The sequence below is a fragment of the Bradyrhizobium sp. I71 genome, from assembly GCF_022354745.1.
GTDB classification, from domain to species: domain Bacteria; phylum Pseudomonadota; class Alphaproteobacteria; order Rhizobiales; family Xanthobacteraceae; genus Bradyrhizobium; species Bradyrhizobium liaoningense.
On sequence record NZ_CP059398.1, the window covers coordinates 83937 to 106020 of the forward strand.

Genomic DNA, 22084 nt, shown 5'->3' on the forward strand with positions numbered 1-22084 from the left:
GCGGTTCGACCAGAAATGTCCTCTCTCACCTTTTCGCACACCGTGACCGAGCGCTTCCTGCGCTACGTCACCATCGACACCCAGTCCGATCCGGAATCCCCCCGCTCGCCCTCGACCGAGAAGCAGAAGGATCTCGGCCGCGTGCTCGCCGCGGAGCTGAAGGCCATCGGCGTCGAGGACGCTCATCTCGACGAATACGGCTATGTCTACGGCACCATCCCGGCCAACACCGACAAGAAGGTGCCGGTGATCTGCTTCTGCTCGCACATGGACACCTCGCCCGACGTCACCGGCAAGGACGTCAAGCCGCAGATCTGGAAGAACTATCGCGGCGGCGACATCGCCCTGCCGGGCGACCCCAGCCAGGTGATCCGCTTCAATGAGCATCCGGCGCTGAAGAACCAGATCGGCAACGACATCATCACCACCGACGGCACCACGCTGCTGGGGGCCGACAACAAGGCCGGCGTCGCCGAGATCATGGATGCCGCGCATTTCTTCCTCAACAACCCCGATGTGAAGCACGGCACCATCAAGATCCTGTTCACGCCGGACGAGGAGATCGGCCGCGGCGTCGACAACGTCGACCTGAAGAAGCTGGGCACCGATTTCGCTTACACCATGGACGGCGAGAGCGCCGGCTGCGTCGAGGACGAGACCTTCTCGGCCGACGGCGCCACCATCACCATCCACGGCGTTAGTGCCCATCCCGGCTACGCCAAGGGCAAGATGGAGCATGCGATCAAGATCGCCGCCGCCATCGTCGAGCGGCTGCCGAAGGAAGGCTGCTCGCCGGAGACGACCTCGGGCAAGCAGGGCTTTCTGCATCCGATCGGCATCGAGGGCGCGCTGGAACAGGCGACGCTCTCCTTCATCGTCCGCGACTTCACCGAGGAAGGACTGAAGGAGAAGGAGGTCCTGCTCGAGGGCATCGTCAAGGACGTGATGAAGGACTATCCGCGCTCGACCTACAAATTCGAGATCAAGGAGCAGTACCGCAACATGAAGCAGGTGATCGATCGTCACCCGCATGTCCTCGAATATGCCATCGAGGCGATCCGCCGCGCCGGCCTGCGCCCGATGCGCACCGCCATCCGCGGCGGCACCGACGGCTCCCGCCTGTCCTTCATGGGCCTGCCCTGCCCCAACATCTTCGCCGGCGAGCACGCGTTTCATTCGCGGCTCGAATGGGTCAGCCGGCAGGACATGGAAAAGGCGGTGCAGACCATCGTCCACCTCGCCATGATCTGGGAGGAACGGGCCTAGGGCCCCTCACCGTCGCAATATCGAAATGGCCGGGCTCACGCCCGGCCATTTGCTTTGAGATTACGGCACCGGAATCGCGCGCGGAGTGCGGTGGAAGCGATTTGAACTCGCCATCCAGTTCGGCAGCGGTGCGCCGTCACGATGCCGCCCACCGGCGGCGGCCGCCGCCCAGGCCACCACCGCTCCGATCAGGGTCGCGGCTGCGACCGAGAACGCGACGATGATCGAGTTGCGCCGCGCCCGGTTGATGGCCGTCTTGGACTCCGCGATCAGCGCATCGACCCGTTTTTCGGAATCGGGCGCCGCAAGACCCGTGAGCGCGGCCACCTGCTGCACGAGATGGGCCCTGTCGTCGGTGGTGACGCCGCTGTGGCTGGACGACGTCATCAGGATGCGTCCTGCTTCGGCGCGCGGTTCGCGAAGGTCCGTGTTCGGCGGACGCCGCGGCGCGCGGAACAGCTTGTCGAGCTCATAGCTCAGCAGGGGCTCGGCCGCGGACGTACCGCCGGCCGAGCTGCGCAACGGCGAACGGTCAACCGCCGATGCGCCGAGCAGCGCAAGCAAAGCGGCTCCGAGCAGCACGGCGAGCGCCCAGGACGTCAGCCCATGCAGCCCGTCCCACCGCTCGCCGTCGTCCTCGATCGTCGCCAGCGCGGGTGCCGGCCGCGTCGTCCGTCCGGCGATGTAGCCGCCGAAGCCGAAGCTGATGACCGCCTGGATGATCAGATACAGCCCGGAGAGCAGGGCCAGCGCAGCCGAGGCATCGCGCCAGGTCGGCGAGGCCGAACTGACACCAAGGCCGATCGCAACACCAAAGCTCAGCAGGATGAACGACATCGCGCCCGCCGCAAGCGCACCTGCGAACACCGAGCTCCACTGGATGGTTCGGGGAGCCTCGTCCTCCAGGCCGCCTTCCAAGATCTCTTCGCGCATGAGAGTTTCGACCGTCATCGTAGCGCTCTCAGCGCAGGCCGAAGAACGACAGGATCGCCATGATGACCACGATCAAGCCGATCAAGTAAATCAGTCCGTCCATTGTTGGTCCTCCTCAGTTTATTTATTCCGGTCGCTAATCGCGAGGTATGAGGAACGTTCCTAATTGGACGGAGCGGCGGGAACGAACTGCGGAATTGAGGGTTATCGGCTCAAGTCCCAAGGATAGAGATTGTGAGCACACAAGGCCTCAGCCCGTTCGTTCGGGCTGGGGCCTTTTCGCGTTGCAACCAGCTTGCCCGCGCCTGTCCTATGTTAACGACGAAGAAGCCGGGATCATCAAAGATGCGATCGGGGCGGACCCTCCAGATCAGGAGCACCGCGTGGATCGCAGAACCGCGTGCCTGCATCAGGCGAATGCATTCCGGGAGAAGGCCATCGCAGATCCCGAGCACCACGATCAATGGATCGACGAAGCCATCAAATGGCTGGAACGGGCGATGGAAGCGAGCTGTCACGCCGTCATCACCATGGCGGCAGACGACGTTCCGGAGGCGGACCCCGAAGCCACGGCCCCGCATCGGCGCGTCGTGACCCGCCAATAGATGCGCCGGCGACGTATGCGCCGCTGCGGCAATTGTTCCAGTGACGTAACAATGTTGCGGGTCGACTCTGTTCCCGCGCCCATGCTAGGCCGGGCACAGACCGCAACCAGAGAGACGTCGTGCTCGCAAACCGCCAGCCCTCAGGATACTGCCGCCCGCGCAACTGGCGCGGGCTGCTGTCTGTGCTGATCGCGGCCGTCTATCTGTTCGCGAGCGCGCTGCACGGCTCGCATGACATCGACGTCACCACTCCCGGCGGCGGCTCGGAGATCGTGGCGGTCCTTGATGGCCCCGCAGGCCACAGCGACCACAAGGTCATCGGCAGCCATCACTGTCATGGCTGCTTTTCGCTGACGGTGACACAGCCGGCACCGTCGACCGCATCGGTCGCGCTTGTTTCCGCACCGAGCCCGCAACATGCACCCCGGCTCGCCGGAATTATCCTGGATACGGACTCGCCGCCTCCCAAACATATTGCCTGAACGGATTGGTCGGGCGTCCCGCGCCCATTAGGTTCATCCTTTACAGGTCGGCTTGATGTTTTTCAGAGGAATGGCCGCGCGCCTGGCGTGCGCGGCGGCGTGTCTGATTGCCGGACTCGCGATTGCGCCGTCTCACGCCCAGACTTTGACGATGCGGAGCGCGTTGTCGCGCGCACTGGCCGCAAGCCCGCGGCTGACGGCGGCCGAGCGCGACGTCGGCATCGCCACGGGCCAGCGCATCCAGGCAGGCGCCCTCTTCAACCCGGAACTGTCCTACGAGCAGGACGATTCCTTCGGCTCGGGCAAATATCGCGGGACGCGATCGGCCGAGACCACGCTGCAGATCAGCCAGGCCTTCGAGCTGTTCGGCAAACGCGATGCGCGGATTGCCGCAGGCGTCGCCGGCGTCGAAGTGGCCGCCATCCAGCGCAAGGCCGTCAGGCTGGAGGTGCTGTCGGAGACCGCGATCGCCTTCCTCAGCGTGCTCGGCGCACAGCGGCGCATTCAGATCCTCGACGAGCAGATTGCCGCCATCGACCGCCTGACGCCGCTGCTGCGCCGCCGCGTCGAGGCCGGCGCCTCCTCGCCCGCCGAGACCGGCCGTGCCGAGGTCGCCTCCGCCCTGGTGAAAGCCGACCGCGAGCGCCTCAAGGCGACGCTGGCCAGCGCCCGGCGCGAGCTTGCGGTGCTGATGGGCGATCCAGCCGCGAAATTCGGCGAAGTGTCCGGCAGGCTCGACACCACGGGACGCCCGCCCTCGTTTCAGGCGGTGGTTGCCGCCATCGATGCCAATCCGCAACTGGTGCGCTGGACCGCCGTTTACGCGCAGCGCAATGCCGAGCTGCTGCTGGCGCGGCTCAAACCCTATCCCGACGTGCGGATCGCCGCCGGCTGGCGCCACTTCAACGAAACGGGCGACGATGCGGCGCGCCTGACCGTCTCCGTGCCGATCCCCGTGTTCGACCAGAACCAGGGCAACATCCTCTCGGCGCAGGAAAGCCTCGCCAAGACCAGGGCCGAGCGCGAGGCCAACCGCAACACGCTGATCGTGATTGCCGGCCGCGCCTATGACTCGGTCCAGGGCTCGCTGCGCGAGCTCGCCGTGCTGCGTGAGACCGCGATCCCCAAGGCCGTCGAGGCGTCCGAGGCGATCTCGCAGGGCTACGGCCAGGGCCGCTTCACCCTGCTCGAGGTGCTCGATGCCCAGGCCAGCGTCACCCAGGCGCGGCTGCGCGAGCAGGAGGCGCTGCAGAATTTCCATGCCGGCGTTGCGATCATCGAGGGCCTCGTCGGCAATCCCTTCACGCTGGCGCGGGAGAGCGCACGATGAGGACGTCCTCTACCATCGTCGTTGCCATCGTTGCCGCCGCGCTCGGCGCTTACGGCTATTCCCTGCTCGCCCCGGACAAGCTCGCACACACCGAGCATGCCGAGCATGCCGAAAAGAAGCCGAACGACCATGTCGAGCAGGACGAGCACGGCGCCGACCGCATCCGCATCTCCGACGTCAAGCTCGCGGCCGCGGGCGTCACGCTGGCCGAAGCCGCTGGCGCCACGCTGACCGACACGCTCGCCTTCAACGGCATCCTGCGCGCCAACCAGGAAGCCGTGGTGCAGGTGACGCCGCGCTTTCCGGGCGTCGTCAAATCCATCCTGAAGCGCATCGGCGACAAGGTCGCCAAGGACGATCTGCTTGCCGCGATCGAGAGCAACCAGAGTCTCACCGTCTATGAGCTCAAGGCGCCGTTCGCCGGCACCATCATCGAGCGGCAGATCTCGCTCGGTGAATACGCCTCCGAGCAGAAGCCGGCCTTCGTCGTCGCCGACCTCTCCACCATCTGGGTCGATCTGTCGATCTACCGGCAGGACTTGAGGCGCGTCCGCATCAACGACGAGGTGCTGATCGATCCCGACGACGGCCGCGGCGAGATCAAGGGCACGATCTCCTACATGGCTCCGATCGGCAGTAGCGAGACCCAGACCGCGCTGGCGCGCGTGGTGCTGGCAAATCCGGACGGACGTCTGCGTCCCGGTCTGTTCGTCACGGCGCGGCTGATCCTCGCCGCGCGCAACGTCGCGGTCGCCGTGCGCCGTAGCGCGATCCAGACGCTGGAGAACAGGACCATCGTGTTCGTGCGCGAGGACGGCGACAAGATCGAGGCGCGCCCGGTCGAGCTCGGGGATTCCGATCCGAGGTTCGTCGAGATCAAGGCTGGGCTCGCGGCCGGCGAGCACTATGTCGCGGAGAACAGCTTCGTCGTGAAGGCGGAGATGGGCAAGGGCGAGGCCGAGCATGATTGAGCGTCTCATCGCCGCCTCGCTGCACCAGCGCTGGCTGGTCCTCCTGCTCGCGCTCGGCGCCGTCGCTTTCGGGGCCTGGAATTTCCAGCGCCTGCCGATCGACGCCGTGCCCGACATCACCAACGTCCAGGTCCAGATCAACACCCGCGCGCCCGGCTATTCGCCGCTCGAGACCGAGCAGCGCATCACCTTCCCGGTCGAGACCGCCATGAGCGGGCTGCCGAAGCTCGACTACACCCGCTCGCTGTCGCGCTACGGCCTCAGCCAGGTGACGATCGTCTTCAAGGACGGCACCGACATCTATTTCGCCCGCCAGCTCGTGGGCGAACGCATCCAGCAGGTGAAGGACCAGCTCCCGGCGGGCGTCGAGGTCGCGATGGGGCCGGTCTCGACCGGGCTCGGCGAAATCTTCATGTACACCGTCGAGGCCAGGGCGGGCGCCAAGACACAAGGCGGCCACGACTATTCGCTGACCGATTTGCGCACCGTGCAGGACTGGATCATCCGGCCGCAGCTCCGCAACGTGCCGGGCGTGGTCGAGGTCAACACCATCGGCGGCTTCGAGCGGCAATTCCATGTGCTGCCGGACCCCGGCAAGCTGATGGCCTACCGGCTCGGCTTTCGCGACGTCATGACGGCGCTGGCCGCCAACAACGCCAATGTCGGTGCCGGCTATATCGAGCGCAATGGCGAGCAATATCTGGTGCGCTCGCCGGGGCAGGTCGGCAACATCGCCGAAATCCAGGACATCGTGATCGGCTCGCGCGGCGGCAATCCCGTCAGGATCAGGGATGTCGCGACCGTCATCGAAGGCCGCGATCTGCGCACGGGCGCGGCGACGCGAGACGGCGAGGAAGCCGTGCTCGGCACCGCGATGCTGCTGATCGGCGAGAACAGCCGGACCGTGGCGCGGCGCGTCGCGGCCCGCATCGAGGACATCGCCAAATCGCTGCCCGAAGGCGTCGTGACGCGAACCGTCTACGATCGCACCGATCTGGTCGAAGCCACCATCCGCACGGTGCAGAACAACCTCCTGGAAGGCGCGGCGCTGGTCGTCGCCGTGCTGTTCCTGATCCTCGGAAACATTCGCGCTGCCCTCGTGGTCGCCTGCGTCATCCCTCTGTCCATGGCGATGACGATCACCGGCATGGTCGAGACCAAGGTCAGCGCGAACCTGATGAGCCTGGGTGCGATCGACTTCGGCATCATCGTCGACGGCGCCGTCATCATCGTCGAGAATTGCCTGCGCATGCTGGCCGAGGCCCAGCGCGAGAAGGGTCGCCTGCTCACGCTCCCGGAGCGGCTGCAGGCGATCCAGCGCGGGTCGAGCGATGTCATCAAGCCTAGCCTGTTCGGAACACTGATCATCGCCGTGGTCTACCTGCCCGTGCTGACGCTGACCGGCGTCGAAGGCAAGATGTTCACGCCGATGGCGCTGACCGTGCTCATGGCGCTCGGCGCCGCCGTGCTGTTCTCCATCACCTTCGTGCCGGCGGCCGTTGCCATCTTCGTCACCGGCAAGGTGTCCGAACATGAAAACCTGTTCATGCGGGTCGCCAAGCGCGCTTATCTCCCCCTGCTCCGCTTTGCCATCGACAACCGGGCCGCGGTCGCCATCATGGCCGTGGTCATCGTGGTTGCGAGCGGCATCGCCGCCGCACGCATGGGTGGCGAGTTCATTCCGAGCCTGGACGAAGGCGACGTCGCGCTGGCGTCGATCCGGATTCCCGGCACCAGCCTCACCCAGTCGCTGGACCTGCAGAAGGCCTTGGAGAACCGCATCAAGCAGATCCCCGAAGTGAAGGAGTTCTTCACCCGCATCGGCACCGCGGAGATCGCGACCGACCCGATGTCGCCGGCGCAAACCGACGGCTACATCATGCTCAAACCGCGCGCCGAATGGCCCGACCCGGACAAGCCGAAAGCCGAGGTGATCGAGGCCATCGATCATGCTGCTGACGAGATTCCGGGTAGCGCCTATGAAATCTCCCAGCCGATCCAGTTCCGTGTCAACGAGCTGATTTCCGGCGTGCGCAGCGATGTCGGCATCAAGGTCTTCGGTGACGACCTCGACATCCTGCAAGGCGCCGCAAAACAGGTGGAGGCCGCGATCCGGGGCATCCGCGGCGCCAGTGACGTCAAGATCGAGCAGGTCGCGGGCCTGCCGATCCTCACCGTGCGGCTCGACCGCCAGGCGCTCGCCCGCTACGGCCTCAGCGTTGCCGAGGTGCAGGGCATCGTCGAGATCGCCGTCGGCGGCAAATCGGCCGGCAAGCTGTTCGAGGGCGACCGCCGCTTCGACATCGTCGTGCGCCTGCCTGAGCATCTGCGCGGCAATCTCGAGGCGATCCGGGCGATCCCGATCCCGCTGCCGCCCGGTGAGGAGGCCACGGCCAACACGCCGCTCCGAACAGCGTTGTCCGCCTCTTCCCTCACCCAGATGCGCTATGTGCCGCTGTCGTCGGTCGCAACCGTCGATGCGACGCCCGGGCCCAACCAGATCGGCCGCGAAAACGGCAAACGGCGCATCGTCGTCACCGCCAACGTCCGCGCACGCGACCTCGGCTCCTTCGTGGCCGAGGCCGAGGCGGCCGTGGCCGAGAAGGTCAAGCTGCCGCCGGGCTACTTCATCGGCTGGGGCGGACAGTTCGAGCAGCTGGTTTCCGCGACCAAGCGGCTCACCATCGTCGTGCCGGTGGCTCTGCTGCTGGTGTTTCTGCTGCTGTTCATGGGCATGGGATCGGCGGCGGATGCGGCGCTGGTGTTTTCAGGCGTGCCGCTGGCGCTGACCGGCGGCGTCGCGGCGCTGCTGCTGCGCGACATTCCCTTGTCCATCAGCGCCGGCGTCGGCTTCATCGCGCTGTCGGGCGTCGCCGTGCTCAACGGACTCGTGATCATCGCCTTCATCGAGCGTCTGCGCAGCGAGGGACGGTCCGTTGTTGAGGCCGTTCGCGAAGGCGCACTGACGCGGCTGCGGCCTGTGCTGATGACGGCGCTCGTCGCCTCCCTCGGCTTCGTGCCGATGGCGCTCGCCACCGGTGCCGGCGCCGAGGTGCAGCGGCCGCTCGCGACCGTGGTGATCGGCGGCATCATCTCCTCGACCATGCTGACGCTCTTGGTGCTGCCGGCGCTCTATGTCCTGTTCCGTCGTGACGTAGCGCGGGAAGCGCCTACAATGGGGCCCGACTTGGCAGCTTCCGGGGAGCGCTAGAGGTGGGAAGCCACGACCATCACGGCCATCACCACCATGACCATGCCGGCCACGCCCATGATCATGGACTTGGCCATGCGCATGTCCATGCGCCCGCCACTTTCGGCAAGGCGTTCGCGATCGGCATTTCGCTCAACATCGCGCTGGTCGTGGCCGAGGCGGTCTACGGCTATATCGGCAATTCCACCGCCCTGCTCGCGGACGCCGGTCATAACCTTTCCGACGTGCTCGGCCTGGTGGTGGCCTGGGGCGCCTCGATCGCAGCGCGCCGTGCCCCGAGCGGCCGCTTCACCTACGGCCTGCGCGCCTCCACCATCCTCGCGGCACTTGCGAACGCGGCGTTCCTGCTGGTCGCGACCGGCGCGATCGGCTGGGAGGCGATCCTGCGCCTGCAGCAGCCGGAGCCGGTCGCAGGCGTTACGGTGATGGTGGTCGCCGGCATCGGCATCCTCATCAACGGGTTGACCGCCATGCTGTTCGCGAGCGGACGCAAGGACGACATCAACATCGAAGGCGCCTACCTGCACATGGCGGCCGACGCCGCGGTCTCGCTCGGCGTCGTGGTCTCGGCGGCGCTGATCATCTGGACGGGCTGGCTCTGGCTCGATCCCATCACCAGCCTCGTCATCTGCGCAACCATCCTCTGGAGCACCACCAGCCTGCTGCGGGGCTCCATCGACATGTCGATGGCGGCCGCGCCCAAGGGCACCGACCTCGCCGCGATCAGAGCGTTCCTTCTGGCGCGTCCCGGCGTCTCAGGGATCCACGATCTCCATGTCTGGCCGATCTCCACCACCGAGACGGCGCTGACCTGCCACCTCGTGCTGCCCACAGGCGCGGACGACGCATTCCTGATGCAGACGGCGCAGCTCTTGAAGACATCCTTCCGCATCGGCCACACCACCCTCCAGGTCGAGACGCGTCCCGACAACGGCTGCGCGCTGGCGCCGGATGACGTGGTGTAGGATCGCAAATCCATCCACGTCGTCATTGCGAGCGCAGCGAAGCAATCCAGAATCCTTCCGCAGAAAGACTCTGGATTGCTTCGTCGCTTCGCTCCTCGCAATGACAGGCGTGGAGAGAGCGCCGAGCCCTACCTCGCCTTCGCCGTCACGATCCAGATCGCACCTTGCAACTCGACGCTCTGCCCCTCCAGGAACGGCGCGAGCGTCTCGCGGATCGAAGCCTTGGCGGCCTCATACGTCTCGGGCGGATGGCCCTGCAGCGCGCGGCTGGCCGGGCCGATCTGCAGCGAGCCGTCGACGGCCGCATCGAGGCCGCCGCCGATCGCGATGTCCATTGCGAGATTGTGCGGCTCCATCGCCACGTCCACGAAGCCTGCGCCTTTCAGGATGCGCATCACGCGCTCCTCCGAGGCGAAGGCGAACGGGCCCGGCTCTTCCGGCCCGACCGGCGGCATCTTCGGCACGTGCTTGTAGACCGCCATCAGCGGCGCCATCATCCACGGATTCTCCTTCGGCTCGCGCCAGCAGGCGAAGGCGAGCCGCCCGGACGGCTTCAGCGCACGGCGCAGGTTGGTGAAGGACGCAATGGGATCGGCGAAGAACATCACGCCGAAGCGGGAGGCGAGCAGATCATAGCTCGCCGGCTCGAACGGGTGGACGGTCGCATCCGCCAGCACGAAATCGAGCGGCAGGCCCTTCGGCGCAAACGCGCGCGCCTGCGCCAGCATCGGCTCGGAGACATCGAGGCCGAGTGCAAACCCATCCGGCGCCACGGCCTTCGCGAACGCGACTGTCGTCGCACCGGAGCCGCAGCCGACATCGAGAACGCGCTCGCCGGGCTTCGGCCTGGCGCGGTCGATCAGCACGTCGGCAATGGGGCCGAGCAGGTTCTCCTGCGCCGCATGGCGGTCGGCCCAGCGCTGCCCGCTCGGCCCGTTCCAATAGGCGATCTGGTCGGCGTTTTGCTCGTGTCCGCTTGGCTGTTCCATTGGGGCCTCCATCGCTGCGCTGCGAGGTCATACCACGCCGGAAACAGGTCAGGCGGTCAACTGAGGTCGGGGCGCAATGTCACCGCCCCCTTGCTCCGACACCCACGGCAAGGCTAAAGAGGCGCCATGGGGCGGTTAGCTCAGCTGGTTAGAGCATCTCGTTTACACCGAGAGGGTCCGCGGTTCGAATCCGTGACCGCCCACCAGGCTTCCCTGGCCCGCTACGGCTGAGCAAGCCAGAGATCAATCCCCCGGCCTACCCGGCAGCAGCGGCACCGCGTCGATCCACACCGCTGCCGACTGGCACCAGATCTGCCGCACCGGTCGCAATTGGTCGCGCTGGCGGATCGAGCCCCAGCGGATGCCCCAATCGTCGGCTTGGTTGCCCTCGCCGCTCGTGAACAGCGGGGAACCGCATTCGGCGCAGAAATGCTGGAAGCGCATCCGGCCGTTGTCGCCGCGCTTGCCGTAGATTTTTGGCGTGCCGGCGGTCAGGCGGACATCGGCCGCGGAACAGACGGCAGTCACCCGGAACGGAGAGCCGGTCAATGCCTGGCAATCGGTGCAATGGCACACCGAGACCTCCTCCGGATCGATGTCGGCCTCGAAGACGATCTTTCCGCAATGGCATTGCCCGTCGATGTGCATTGCCTCCTCCCCTTCCCCCAAAACAAAAACGGCGCCCGAAGGCGCCGTTTTATCATCTTTCGCCGAACCTCAGTGAGCGGTCAGGCCGCCGGCGGCCTCGTCGCCATCAGGCTTCACCGTCACCTTGGTGTCCTCTTCCCAGACGATCGGCACGGGCTTCCTCACCAGCGCCTTGGCGATGACGTCGTCGAGGCGCGAGACCGGGATGATCTCCATGCCGCCCTTGATCGCATCGGAAATCTCCGTGAGATCCTTGGCGTTGTCCTCGGGGATCAGCACCGTCTTGATGCCGCCGCGGGCCGCCGCCAGCAGCTTCTCCTTCAGGCCGCCGATCGGCAGCACGCGGCCGCGCAGCGTGATCTCGCCGGTCATCGCGACATCGTGGCGCACCGGGATGCCGGTCATGACCGAGATGATCGCGGTGGCCATGGCGACACCGGCGGATGGACCGTCCTTCGGCGTCGCGCCCTCCGGCACGTGCACGTGGATGTCGCGCCGGTCGAACAGCGGCGGCTCGACGCCGTAGTTGATCGCGCGCGAGCGGACGTAGGACGCCGCCGCCGAGATCGACTCCTTCATCACGTCACGCAGATTGCCGGTGACCGTCATCTTGCCCTTGCCGGGCATCATGACGCCTTCGATCGTCAGCAGCTCGCCGCCGACATCGGTCCAGGCAAGGCCGGTGACGATGCCGACCTGCGGCTCACTCTCGATCTCGCCGAAGCGGTACTTCGGCACGCCGAGCAGCTCTTCCAGAGTCTTCTCGGTGACCTTGACCGACTTCTTCTTGGAGATCATCAGCTCCTTCACCGCCTTGCGGGCGAGTGTCGAGAGCTCACGCTCCAGATTGCGCACGCCCGCTTCGCGGGTGTAGCGGCGGATCAGAAGCAGCAGCGCGTCGTCGTCGATCGAGAACTCCTTGGAGTCCAGGCCGTGCTTGGACACCGCGTTCGGGATCAGGTGCTTGCGCGCGATCTCGACCTTCTCGTTCTCGGTGTAGCCCGCGATCCGGATGATCTCCATGCGGTCCATCAGCGGGCCGGGAATATTCAGCGTATTCGCGGTCGTGATGAACATCACGTTGGACAGATCGTAATCGACCTCGAGATAGTGGTCGTTGAACGTCGCGTTCTGCTCGGGGTCGAGGACCTCGAGCAAGGCCGAGGACGGATCGCCGCGGAAATCGGCGCCCATCTTGTCGATCTCGTCCAGCAGGAACAGCGGATTGGACGACTTCGCCTTGCGCATCGACTGGATGATCTTGCCGGGCATCGAGCCGATATAGGTGCGGCGGTGACCGCGGATCTCGGCCTCGTCGCGCACGCCGCCGAGCGAGACGCGCACGAATTCGCGCCCCGTCGCCTTCGCGATCGACTTGCCGAGCGAGGTCTTGCCGACGCCGGGAGGTCCGACGAGGCACAGGATCGGGCCCGTCAGCTTGTTGGCGCGCGACTGCACCGCGAGATACTCGACGATGCGTTCCTTGACCTTCTCGAGCCCATAGTGATCCGAATCCAGGATGGCCTGCGCAGCCTCCAAGTCCTTCTTCACCTTGGACTTCTTGTTCCACGGAATCGACAGCAGCCAATCCAGATAGTTGCGCACAACGGTCGCTTCCGCGGACATCGGCGACATCTGGCGCAGCTTCTTCAATTCATGCTGCGCCCGCTCGCGCGCTTCCTTGGAGAGCTTGGTCTTGGAGATCTTCTCTTCGAGATCGGCGAGCTCGTCGCGACCGTCGTCGTCGCCGAGTTCCTTCTGGATCGCCTTCATCTGCTCGTTGAGATAATACTCGCGCTGGGTCTTCTCCATTTGTCGTTTGACACGAGAACGAATCCGCTTCTCGACCTGCAGCACCGAGATCTCGCTCTCCATCAGACCCAGCACCTTCTCCAGGCGCGTGGTGACGGACAGCGTCTCCAGGATGCCCTGGCGGTCGGCGATCTTGACGGCGAGATGCGAGGCAACGGTGTCGGCGAGCTTGGCGAAGTCGGTGATCGCCTGCACGACGCCGACGACCTCGGCCGAGATCTTCTTGTTGAGCTTCACATAGCTCTCGAAGTCGGACACGACCGAGCGCGCCAGCGCTTCCGCCTCGACCGACTTCGCATCGGTGTCGGCGAGCGCAACGGCAGTTGCCTCGTAATAGTCGGCGCGGTCGGTGTATTTTGCCACGCGCGCACGCTCGAGCCCTTCGACCAGCACCTTCACGGTGCCGTCCGGAAGCTTCAAGAGCTGGAGCACGCTGGCAAGCGTCCCGGTCTCGTAGATGGCATCAGGCGCCGGATCATCGTCGGACGCGTTCTTCTGCGTCGCGAGCATGATCAGCGCATCGTTCTTCATCACCTCTTCGAGCGCGCGGATCGACTTCTCGCGGCCGACAAAGAGCGGCACGATCATGTGCGGGAAGACGACGATGTCGCGCAGCGGCAGCACGGGATAAGCGTGCGTTTCGCCATGGACGATGGTTGGCCGGGGTTTGGGATTGGTCATGGCCTTTTCCTTTTGCTTTGCCCCCTTGCACGCAGCCCGCTGATGATGCGCAACCGCCACAAGGTGCCGAGGTGATCCGCAGAACCGATCGGTCCTCTACGAGTTGGACCGGCTCGCCGGATTGACTGAGGCGAATCTTGAAGAGAATTTTCGCTCGCCGCCGACATTAGGTGGCTATCGACCCGGGGGGTGTCAAGTCATTGAAAAACGCGCGCCATCAGGCGCTTACGCACGCAAATAAGCGACGCAACACCGGCTGCGGAGATACAGTTCCGCAGCCCATCTCGAGGAGAGGATTGGAGCGCTCCAGCGCCGCCAGATCAGGCGCTGGCGTTCTCGACGGCACGATCAGATCGATCGGCATAGATGTAGAGCGGACGCGCCGTTCCTTCCACCACTTCGCGGGAAATCACGACTTCTTCCACACCTTCCAGGCCCGGCAGGTCGAACATGGTCTCGAGCAGGATCGCCTCGAGGATCGAGCGCAACCCACGCGCGCCGGTCTTGCGCTCAATCGCCTTGCGGGCGACCGCGCCAAGCGCCTCGTCGGCGAAAGTCAGCTCGATGTTCTCCATCTCGAACAGCCGCTGGTATTGTTTCACCAGCGCGTTCTTCGGCTCGGTCAGGATCTTCTTCAGCGAGGTCTCGTCGAGGTCCTCGAGCGTCGCCACGACCGGCAGACGGCCGACGAACTCGGGGATGAGGCCGTACTTCAGGAGGTCCTCAGGCTCGACGTGACGGAAGATCTCGCCGGTACGGCGGTCCTCGGGGGCGAGCACCTGGGCGCCGAAGCCGATCGAAGTCGACCGCCCGCGCGCCGAGATGATCTTCTCGAGGCCGGCGAAAGCGCCGCCGCAGATGAAGAGGATGTTGGTGGTATCCACTTGCAGGAACTCCTGCTGCGGATGCTTGCGGCCGCCCTGCGGCGGGACCGAAGCCACCGTGCCTTCCATGATCTTGAGCAGCGCCTGCTGCACGCCCTCACCCGACACGTCGCGCGTGATCGAGGGATTGTCGGACTTGCGGCTGATCTTGTCGATTTCGTCGATATAGACGATGCCGCGCTGAGCGCGCTCGACATTGTAGTCAGCGGCCTGGAGCAGCTTCAGGATGATATTCTCGACGTCCTCGCCGACATAGCCGGCTTCGGTCAATGTCGTCGCATCCGCCATCGTGAACGGCACGTCCAGGATACGGGCGAGCGTCTGCGCGAGCAGCGTCTTGCCCGAGCCGGTCGGACCGATCAGCAGGATGTTCGACTTCGCGAGCTCGACGTCGTTGTGCTTGGTCTGATGATTGAGGCGCTTGTAGTGGTTGTGCACCGCGACCGACAGGACCTTCTTCGCATGGCTCTGGCCGATCACGTAATCGTCCAGCACCTTGCAGATTTCCTTCGGCGTCGGAATCCCGTCGCGCGACTTGACCAGCGAGGACTTGTTCTCCTCGCGGATGATGTCCATGCAGAGCTCGACGCACTCGTCGCAGATGAAGACCGTGGGACCCGCGATCAGTTTGCGGACTTCGTGCTGGCTCTTGCCGCAGAACGAGCAATATAGCGTGTTCTTGGAGTCGCTCGTGCCGACCTTACTCATTCCTGTCTCCGTCCGCGGTTCGATCCCGTTCCGCTCGATCGCTCCATTCCGACACGATGGCCGGCATGAAGCTTAAGTAGAGCAAATTCCGTACCAAAAAAGACCCTACGCATTACATCCCGTGCGAATCACGGTCACTCGATTCTCCCGCGATCATAGCCGATCAGTCGTAGCCAACCATGCTGTCACCCGACTATCAAGAATTCGCTAATCGGACGCCGCCGGCTACCCGTGACAATACCGTGATTTCCGGTCTTGGCACGGACGAAGTGATCGAAATCACCCCGGCGTTGCTGGATTGCCACGAAAAAAGCACGAAAGCGGAACTTTCTGCGTGTCGCAGCGCGCAAAACCGCATTTTGCGACGCGCGCACCCGCACCTAACGTGGCCGCACCCCGACGGGTCCACGGCGATCTGAGGGATCGCCGTGACGACCCGTAGTGCTACGGAGCCTTCACCGGCGCCGGCTCCTCGGCGCGCCTGTCGATGACCTTGTCGACCAGGCCGAACTCCTTGGCGTCGTTCGCAGTCAGGAACTTGTCGCGTTCCAGCGCATCCTCGATCGCCTTGTAGGTCTGGCCGGTGTGCTTGACGTAGATCTCGTTGAGACGCTTCTTCAGGTTGAGGATTTCCTGGGCGTGCAGCATGATGTCGGTGGCTTGGCCCTGGAAGCCGCCGGAGGGCTGGTGCACCATGATACGCGCGTTCGGCAGCGAGAAGCGCATGTCCTTCTCGCCGGCGGCGAGCAGCAGCGAGCCCATCGAGGCCGCCTGGCCCGTGCACAGCGTCGAGACCGGCGGGCGAATGAACTGCATGGTGTCGTAGATCGCAAGGCCCGACGTCACCACGCCGCCCGGCGAATTGATGTACATCGAGATTTCCTTCTTCGGGTTTTCCGCCTCGAGGAACAACAGCTGCGCGACGACCAGCGTCGACATGCCGTCCTCGACCGGCCCGGTCAGGAAAATGATGCGCTCCTTCAGGAGGCGCGAGAAAATGTCGTAGGCGCGCTCGCCACGGTTGGTCTGCTCGACCACCATGGGCACGAGGTTCATGTAGGTTTCAACCGGATCGCGCATGAGTCACCTAGGGTTTTCGGAGACGGACATCGCCGGGCCTGGCCGCCAGTTTGGCTGGATTTGCCGGAAGGGCGAATGGACGTCCTGTGATGCAGGAACTTGGTAGAGGTAGAAGGCGTAGCGACAGATATAGCCCAATTCGCTCCTGACAAGTGCGGAGCGCATTAAGGCTTAATCCTCGAACCAGTTGAAGCTGATTCGTACAAAGAGGCCCAGCCGGCCATCTGGCTAGCTGGGCCCCTTCGCTGATCATCCTTAATGGAAGACTGTCTCAGAGCCCCATTCCGATGGTATCGGAACGGGCCTCTGGATTTTGGTTTTGACGCGTTTTCTCTACGCGAACCGGTATCCACTTCGCTCGAAAACGCTACAGACCCTTCAGGCTGCGGTCTTTTCCGCGTCGTCGTCCTTGTAGAGGTCCTCGCGCGAGACCTTCTTCTCGGTCACGTTGGCGAGTTCGAGGATGAAGTCGACGACCTTGTCCTCGTAGATCGGTGCACGAAGCTGGGCCAACGCCTGGGCGTTGTTGCGGTAATAGTCCCAGACCTCCTTCTCGCGGCCGGGCATCGAGCGCGCGCGCTCGATCACGGCGCGGCCGACCTCGTCGTCGGTCACGGTGATCTTGTTCTTCTCGCCGATCTCGGAGAGCACGAGGCCTAGCCGCACGCGGCGATCGGCGATCTTGCGGTACTCCTCCTTGGCGGCGTCCTCCGTGGTGTCCTCGTCGGCGAAGGTCTTGCCGGCGGAATCCATCTCGGCCTTGACCGAGTTCCACATCAGATTGAACTCCTCGTCGACCAGCGAAGGCGGCGCCTCGAAGCGATGCGCCTCGTCGAGGCGGTCGAGCAGCGCGCGCTTAACGCGCTGGCGCGTCGCGGTCGCGAACTCGGCAGAAAGGCGCTCGCGCGCGGCTTCCTTGAGCTTGTCCAGCGATTCCAGTCCAAGCGACTTGGCGAATGCGTCGTCGATCGCAAGGTCCTGCGGCGCCTCGATCAGGGTCGCAGTGGTCTCGAACTCGGCCGGCTGACCAGCGAGCTTGTCGTTCATGTAGTTCTTGGGGAACGACACCTTCAGCGTGCGGATCTCGTTCGCGCCGATGCCGATCAGCTGCTCCTCGAAGCCCGGGATGAAGGTGTTGGAGCCGATCACGACCTGGATGCCTTCGCCGGTGCCGCCCTCGAAGACTTCGCCGTTGATGCTGCCCTTGAAGTTGATGGTGACGCGGTCGCCCGAGGCAGCCTTGGCGCCCTCGCCCTTGTCGGCAAAGGTGCGGTTGGTATCGGCGATGCGCTTGATCGCCTCGTCGACGTCGGTGTCGGTGACGTCGGCGACGGGCTTCTCGACCTGGAAGGTCTTGAAGTCGGCGAGCGCGATCGCCGGCACCACTTCGATCGCAACCGTGTAGGTCAGATCGGTCTTGCCGCTCAGCAGCTCCTCGACATCCTTCTGCTCCGTCGGCATGGTGATCTTCGGCTCGGTCGCGAGGCGGAAGCCGCGTTCGGAGAACAGCTGCGTGTTGGTGTCGCGAATGGTCTGGTCGATGGTTTCGGCCATCACAGAGCGGCCATAGACCTTCTTCAGGTGCGCGACCGGCACCTTGCCCGGACGGAAGCCGTTGATGCGGACCTTGTCCTTGAGGTCGACGAGCTTGGCGCCGGCCTTGGCATCGAGATCAGACGCGGGAACGCTGATCTTGAACTCGTGCTTCAAACCTTCCGAGAGGGTTTCTGTGACCTGCATGGCGTCCAATCTTCTTCTCGTTCGGTCCCGGCACGTCGCGCGTCGGGACGCTGTCATTAATCGATCCGGCGCGAGGCAAACGCCTCACCACCGGTGGTTCATCGGACCGGCTCCAGACGGACGATCATCCGCAGAAGCAGGTCTCGTAATCCGTGCAAACGCGATAAGCGCTTGGTGCGGGCGGAGGGACTCGAACCCCCACAACTTTCGTCACTGGAACCTAAATCCAGCGCGTCTACCAGTTCCGCCACGCCCGCGTGAATTTGCATCAAGACCGGCCGCGATGCCGCGGGCGGCCGGGCTTATAGCATGTGCCTGACTGTTCGCAGCAAAAAAATGGCTGGTTGGAGGCATGCTTCAAGTAGGCACGATGGCTGGACTTATCCAGCGCGGCATGATCCGGATCGCCCCATGAAACCGCGGATTCACGACCCGACCCGACGCGAGGTTTTGGCCGGTCTCGGGGCCTCGGCGACCGGGTTGATGACCGGCGGCGCAGGGCCGCTTGTGACCGCCCAGCTTGCGCTTCAGGCAAGGCCGGCAACCCTGGCTTCGAAGGCGGGGCAACCAGCTACAGCAATCTGGGAGCTGGCCGCCGTAAGCCATCTCGGGAACGTCCGTCTCAAGCGCGGCGACCGATGCGAGGTGGTGTTTCGCAACGACCTGCCTGTGCCACTTGCGCCGGTCTGGTACGGCCTCAATGGCGCGACTGCCGCCGACCCGCTGCGAGGGCGCGCGCCCGCCGCACCAGACACGACCGAAACATCAATTATTTCAACACCAAACGCGGGAACCCTGCTGGCGGACTTCCGTCTCTTCGAGGGCAGCCTGAAGCAGCCTGCGCGCCCGCTCCCGATCATCGTGGCCGAGACCAGCCGGGTTGCGGCCGACCGTGACGAGGTCCTGTTGATCGAGGAATGGCGTCTGCGGCCGGATGGCACCGCGGTCCCGCCGGGCCAGGACCCGAAGGACACGACACCGCTCTACACGGTCAATGGCAGAACTTCATTCGAACTCTCAGCCGCGGCCAATGAGCGGCTGCGGCTACGCTTCATCAACGGCTCCCAACGTACTGTTCTGGCGATCAGATTGGGAAGCCACGAGGTCCGCGTGATGGCCCTGGACGGCCAGCCGGCCGAGCCGTTCCCCGCCCGCAATGGCGCCCTGGTGCTGGCCCCGGGCGCGCGAGCCGACGCATTTGTGGATGCAGCGACATCGGCCCCATTCCTGCTCCATGACGGCAAGGAGGCGCGCCAGGTCGGAAGCCTCGTCATCTCCGGGAAGTTGGAGCGCGCGCCGCTGTTGCCGCCGCAGCCGCTCCCTTCGAACGACCTTCCCGAGAAGCTCGATCTGAGAGGCGCCCTGCGGTTCGATGTCGCGCTTGGCGCAGCCGACGCCGCCTGGACGCGGCCCGCGAACTTCTCCACGGCCTCCGCCCCCGTCTTCCGCGCCAAGCCCGGCCGCACCGTCGTGCTGACGCTGAAGAACTCCGGTCCGATCGCCACCATCTTCAATCTGCACGGCCACCCCTTCCGCCTGCTCGACTCGCTCGACGACGGCTGGAAGCCCTATTGGCTCGACACGCTCGCGATCGAGCCCGGCCAGACCCAGCGCATCGCATTCGCGGCAATCTCACCCGGACGCTGGCTGATCGAATCCGTCGCAACCGACTGGGCCGCGCCGCGCCTGGTGCGCTGGTACGCGGTGGAGTGAGCGCCTACTGGCGTATCCAGTGATAGCGAGCGTCCGGCTCCTTTTCCTCGTTCCGTGCTCCGTCGGTCTGCTCGATCAGCGTGAACCCGCGCATCTCATAGAAGCGCCGCGCCGACGCATTGCGCTGGAAGGTCCAGAGATCCAGCCGATCGCAGGTGCCTTTGGCGACGTTGAGGAGTTCGGTGCCGAACCCCCGTCCCTGTGCCGCGGGACGAACGTAGAGCTGCTCGACCCAGCCGTCCCGAAACGCGATGATCCCGCTCAGCTGATCGCCGTCGAAGCGTCCCCATACCCGGCACGTCTGGAAAACACGCTCGCGATAGAACCAGCGATCCTGATCCGGCGTGTGCAGCCCGACCAGCCACGGCATCGCTTGGTCAAACGCGATCCGATGGATCTGCGCCGCCGCGCCCATTTCCAGGAGCGCGAGCTGCCTGAGCATCAGTATTCCACCCCGAGCGCATCATAGATGCGCCGGTGCACGGCCGGCAGGGTCTCGGTGAGGTCCTCGGCGATCAGACCCGGCCCCGCCTCGCTTGCCGCCTCGCCGTGCATCCAGACGCCGATGCTGGCGGCTTCGAAAGCCGGGACGCCTTGCGCCAGGAGCCCTGCGATGATGCCGGAGAGCACGTCGCCGGCACCGGCCGTGGCGAGCCAGGGCGGCGCGTTGGCGGCGATGGTGGCGCGGCCGTCAGGGGCGGCGATGGTGGTGTCCGGGCCTTTCAGGAGCACGACGGCGCCGGAGCGTTCGGCGGCAGCGCGGACGCGCTCGAGCTTGGAGCGGCCGGGATGCTTGTTGCTGAGATCGGAGAACAGGCGCGGAAACTCGCCCTCGTGCGGGGTCAGCACCACCGCGTTGTCCTGCGAGGACTTGATCGATTCGAACAGGCGCTCGGGGGTCGCGGCAAAGCTCGTCAGCGCATCCGCATCGAGCACCAGATGCCGCTGCGCGTTGAGGGCAGTGTGAACGAGGTCGCAGGTGCGCTCACCGATGCCCGCGCCGGGACCGATGATGCAGGTACTATAGCGCTTGTCGCCGAGCAGCTCGCCGAACTCGATCGCGGTGTCGACGGGGCGAACCATCACAGCAGTCAGCGCGCCCGCATTGATCGCGAGCGCATCGCGCGGGCTCGCCAGCGTCACGAGGCCTGCGCCAGCCCGCAGCGCTCCGCGCGCAGCGAGCCGCGCGGCGCCTGTCGCTGCCGCATCGCCGGACACCGCCAGCACGTGACCCCGCGCGTATTTGTGGCCATCGATGCGCGGCACCGGAAAGGCGGCGCCCCAGAGGTCCGGATCGTTCTCGAAGGTCTGCGGCGCGATCTCGTCCAGCACCTGCGCATCGATGCCGATGTCGGCGACGCGCACGCGGCCGCAATGCATCCGCCCGGGCAGAAGCAGATGCGCCGGCTTCTTGCGGAAGAAGGTGACGGTCTCGGTGGCGTTCACCGCCACCCCCATGACGGCCGCGCTGGTGCCGTTGATGCCGCTCGGCAGGTCGACCGCGAGCACCGGGGCACCGTTGGCGTTGATCGCCTCGATCATTTCGCGCGCCTCGCCGTCGACGGGACGGCTGAGACCGGCGCCGAACAGCGCATCGACGATCAGCGCAGGCTTTCCGATTGCCTGGGGGTTGAACGGAAGCACCGGATGCTTCCAGCCGCGCGCCGCGGAGGCCGCATCGCCCTGGAGCTGATCGCGCTCGCACATCGGGATCACCGAGACCTCCCGCCCCTGCGCGGCGAGCTCGGCGGCCGCGACAAAGCCGTCGCCGCCATTATTGCCCGGGCCGGCCACGATCAGGATCGGCCCCTCCTCCACCAGGGCATGGGCGGCCTTGGCGACCGCCTGGCCCGCGCTCAGCATCAGCTTGAAGCCGGGCGTACCGGCCGCAATGGCGAGCTGGTCGGCGCGCTGCATTTCGGCGTTGGTCAGAACTTCCATGCCACTTCCTAGTACAATCGCCTCTTCAACAGGCACCTTCCGTGCCGATCCGACGGCGAAAACATCGATCTGCACATATATTGAACCGTTTGCCTATTTCGTAGTCTTCGGTATTTTGTGCAGAT

General features: G+C 65.2%; 18 protein-coding genes and 2 tRNA genes. 10 read left to right on the forward strand and 10 right to left on the reverse strand.

The window, feature by feature from the left end; translation table 11 throughout:
- Positions 1–15: 15 nt before the first annotated feature.
- Entirely contained in the window at positions 16–1266 is a 1251-nt protein-coding gene (pepT, locus tag FJV43_RS00390; RefSeq protein ID WP_239623858.1) for a peptidase T, read from the forward strand.
- A 60-nt stretch (positions 1267–1326) separates the two neighbouring features.
- On the opposite strand, the gene FJV43_RS00395 is transcribed toward pepT, so the two are convergent.
- Entirely contained in the window at positions 1327–2217 is an 891-nt protein-coding gene (locus FJV43_RS00395) for a phage holin family protein (RefSeq protein WP_239623859.1), read from the reverse strand.
- Between the two features lie 365 nt (positions 2218–2582).
- Here FJV43_RS00395 and FJV43_RS00400 point away from each other — a divergent pair, with 365 nt between their 5' ends.
- From FJV43_RS00400 to FJV43_RS00425, 6 genes are all read left to right on the forward strand, one after another.
- Positions 2583–2804: a hypothetical protein gene (locus FJV43_RS00400; protein WP_239623860.1), complete on the forward strand. Its 222-nt coding sequence runs from the start codon at positions 2583–2585 to the stop codon at positions 2802–2804.
- 119 nt (positions 2805–2923) lie between these two features.
- Entirely contained in the window at positions 2924–3286 is a 363-nt protein-coding gene (locus FJV43_RS00405; protein ID WP_239623861.1) for a hypothetical protein, read from the forward strand.
- A gap of 55 nt (positions 3287–3341) precedes the next feature.
- Complete coding sequence (gene ihpA / locus FJV43_RS00410; protein ID WP_239623862.1) at positions 3342–4616, forward strand: divalent metal ion exporter subunit IhpA; 1275 nt, start codon at positions 3342–3344, stop codon at positions 4614–4616.
- Complete coding sequence (gene ihpB, locus FJV43_RS00415; protein ID WP_239623863.1) at positions 4613–5587, forward strand: divalent metal ion exporter adaptor subunit IhpB; 975 nt, start codon at positions 4613–4615, stop codon at positions 5585–5587. The genes ihpA and ihpB overlap by 4 nt, the downstream gene beginning before the upstream one ends.
- Positions 5580–8798: a CusA/CzcA family heavy metal efflux RND transporter gene (locus FJV43_RS00420; RefSeq protein ID WP_239623864.1), complete on the forward strand. Its 3219-nt coding sequence runs from the start codon at positions 5580–5582 to the stop codon at positions 8796–8798. The genes ihpB and FJV43_RS00420 overlap by 8 nt, the downstream gene beginning before the upstream one ends.
- A 2-nt stretch (positions 8799–8800) precedes the next feature.
- Complete coding sequence (locus FJV43_RS00425; protein ID WP_239623865.1) at positions 8801–9763, forward strand: cation diffusion facilitator family transporter; 963 nt, start codon at positions 8801–8803, stop codon at positions 9761–9763.
- A gap of 128 nt (positions 9764–9891) precedes the next feature.
- Here FJV43_RS00425 and FJV43_RS00430 read toward each other — a convergent pair whose 3' ends face one another.
- The gene (locus tag FJV43_RS00430) at positions 9892–10752 is read right to left on the reverse strand and encodes a methyltransferase domain-containing protein (protein ID WP_239623866.1); all 861 of its coding nucleotides are present in this window, start codon (positions 10750–10752) and stop codon (positions 9892–9894) included.
- Between the two features lie 129 nt (positions 10753–10881).
- Here FJV43_RS00430 and FJV43_RS00435 point away from each other — a divergent pair.
- A tRNA-Val gene (locus FJV43_RS00435) sits at positions 10882–10958 on the forward strand.
- 37 nt (positions 10959–10995) lie between these two features.
- On the opposite strand, the gene FJV43_RS00440 is transcribed toward FJV43_RS00435, so the two are convergent.
- The 3 genes from FJV43_RS00440 to clpX form a co-directional block, all read right to left on the reverse strand.
- On the reverse strand, positions 10996–11400 hold the full coding sequence (locus tag FJV43_RS00440) for a GFA family protein (RefSeq protein WP_239623867.1): 405 nt from the start codon (positions 11398–11400) through the stop codon (positions 10996–10998).
- Between the two features lie 69 nt (positions 11401–11469).
- The gene (lon, locus tag FJV43_RS00445) at positions 11470–13893 is read right to left on the reverse strand and encodes an endopeptidase La (protein ID WP_028181341.1); all 2424 of its coding nucleotides are present in this window, start codon (positions 13891–13893) and stop codon (positions 11470–11472) included.
- Between the two features lie 320 nt (positions 13894–14213).
- Positions 14214–15485: an ATP-dependent Clp protease ATP-binding subunit ClpX gene (clpX, locus tag FJV43_RS00450; protein ID WP_008547851.1), complete on the reverse strand. Its 1272-nt coding sequence runs from the start codon at positions 15483–15485 to the stop codon at positions 14214–14216.
- Positions 15486–15664: 179 nt separating this feature from the next.
- Here clpX and FJV43_RS00455 point away from each other — a divergent pair, with 179 nt between their 5' ends.
- Entirely contained in the window at positions 15665–15904 is a 240-nt protein-coding gene (locus FJV43_RS00455; RefSeq protein ID WP_239623868.1) for a hypothetical protein, read from the forward strand.
- A 25-nt stretch (positions 15905–15929) separates the two neighbouring features.
- Here FJV43_RS00455 and FJV43_RS00460 read toward each other — a convergent pair whose 3' ends face one another.
- The 3 genes from FJV43_RS00460 to FJV43_RS00470 all read right to left on the reverse strand — a co-directional run bounded on the left by FJV43_RS00460 (position 15930) and on the right by FJV43_RS00470 (position 18562).
- Entirely contained in the window at positions 15930–16565 is a 636-nt protein-coding gene (locus FJV43_RS00460) for an ATP-dependent Clp protease proteolytic subunit (protein ID WP_028181340.1), read from the reverse strand.
- A 378-nt stretch (positions 16566–16943) separates the two neighbouring features.
- Entirely contained in the window at positions 16944–18305 is a 1362-nt protein-coding gene (gene tig / locus FJV43_RS00465) for a trigger factor (protein WP_239623869.1), read from the reverse strand.
- Between the two features lie 172 nt (positions 18306–18477).
- Positions 18478–18562 (reverse strand) — tRNA-Leu (locus FJV43_RS00470).
- Between the two features lie 154 nt (positions 18563–18716).
- On the opposite strand from FJV43_RS00470, the gene FJV43_RS00475 reads away from it, so the two are divergent.
- A complete protein-coding gene (locus tag FJV43_RS00475) occupies positions 18717–20018 on the forward strand; it encodes a multicopper oxidase domain-containing protein (RefSeq protein WP_239623870.1) in 1302 nt (433 codons plus the stop codon).
- 4 nt (positions 20019–20022) lie between these two features.
- Here FJV43_RS00475 and FJV43_RS00480 read toward each other — a convergent pair whose 3' ends face one another.
- Both FJV43_RS00480 and FJV43_RS00485 read right to left on the reverse strand, forming a co-directional pair.
- Positions 20023–20460, reverse strand: a complete 438-nt coding sequence (locus tag FJV43_RS00480; protein ID WP_239623871.1) for a GNAT family N-acetyltransferase — start codon at positions 20458–20460, stop codon at positions 20023–20025.
- Positions 20460–21959 (reverse strand): NAD(P)H-hydrate dehydratase, encoded by a 1500-nt coding sequence (locus FJV43_RS00485; RefSeq protein ID WP_239623872.1) that lies wholly within the window; start codon positions 21957–21959, stop codon positions 20460–20462. Before FJV43_RS00485 ends, FJV43_RS00480 begins: the two co-directional genes overlap by 1 nt.
- Positions 21960–22084 lie beyond the last annotated feature (125 nt).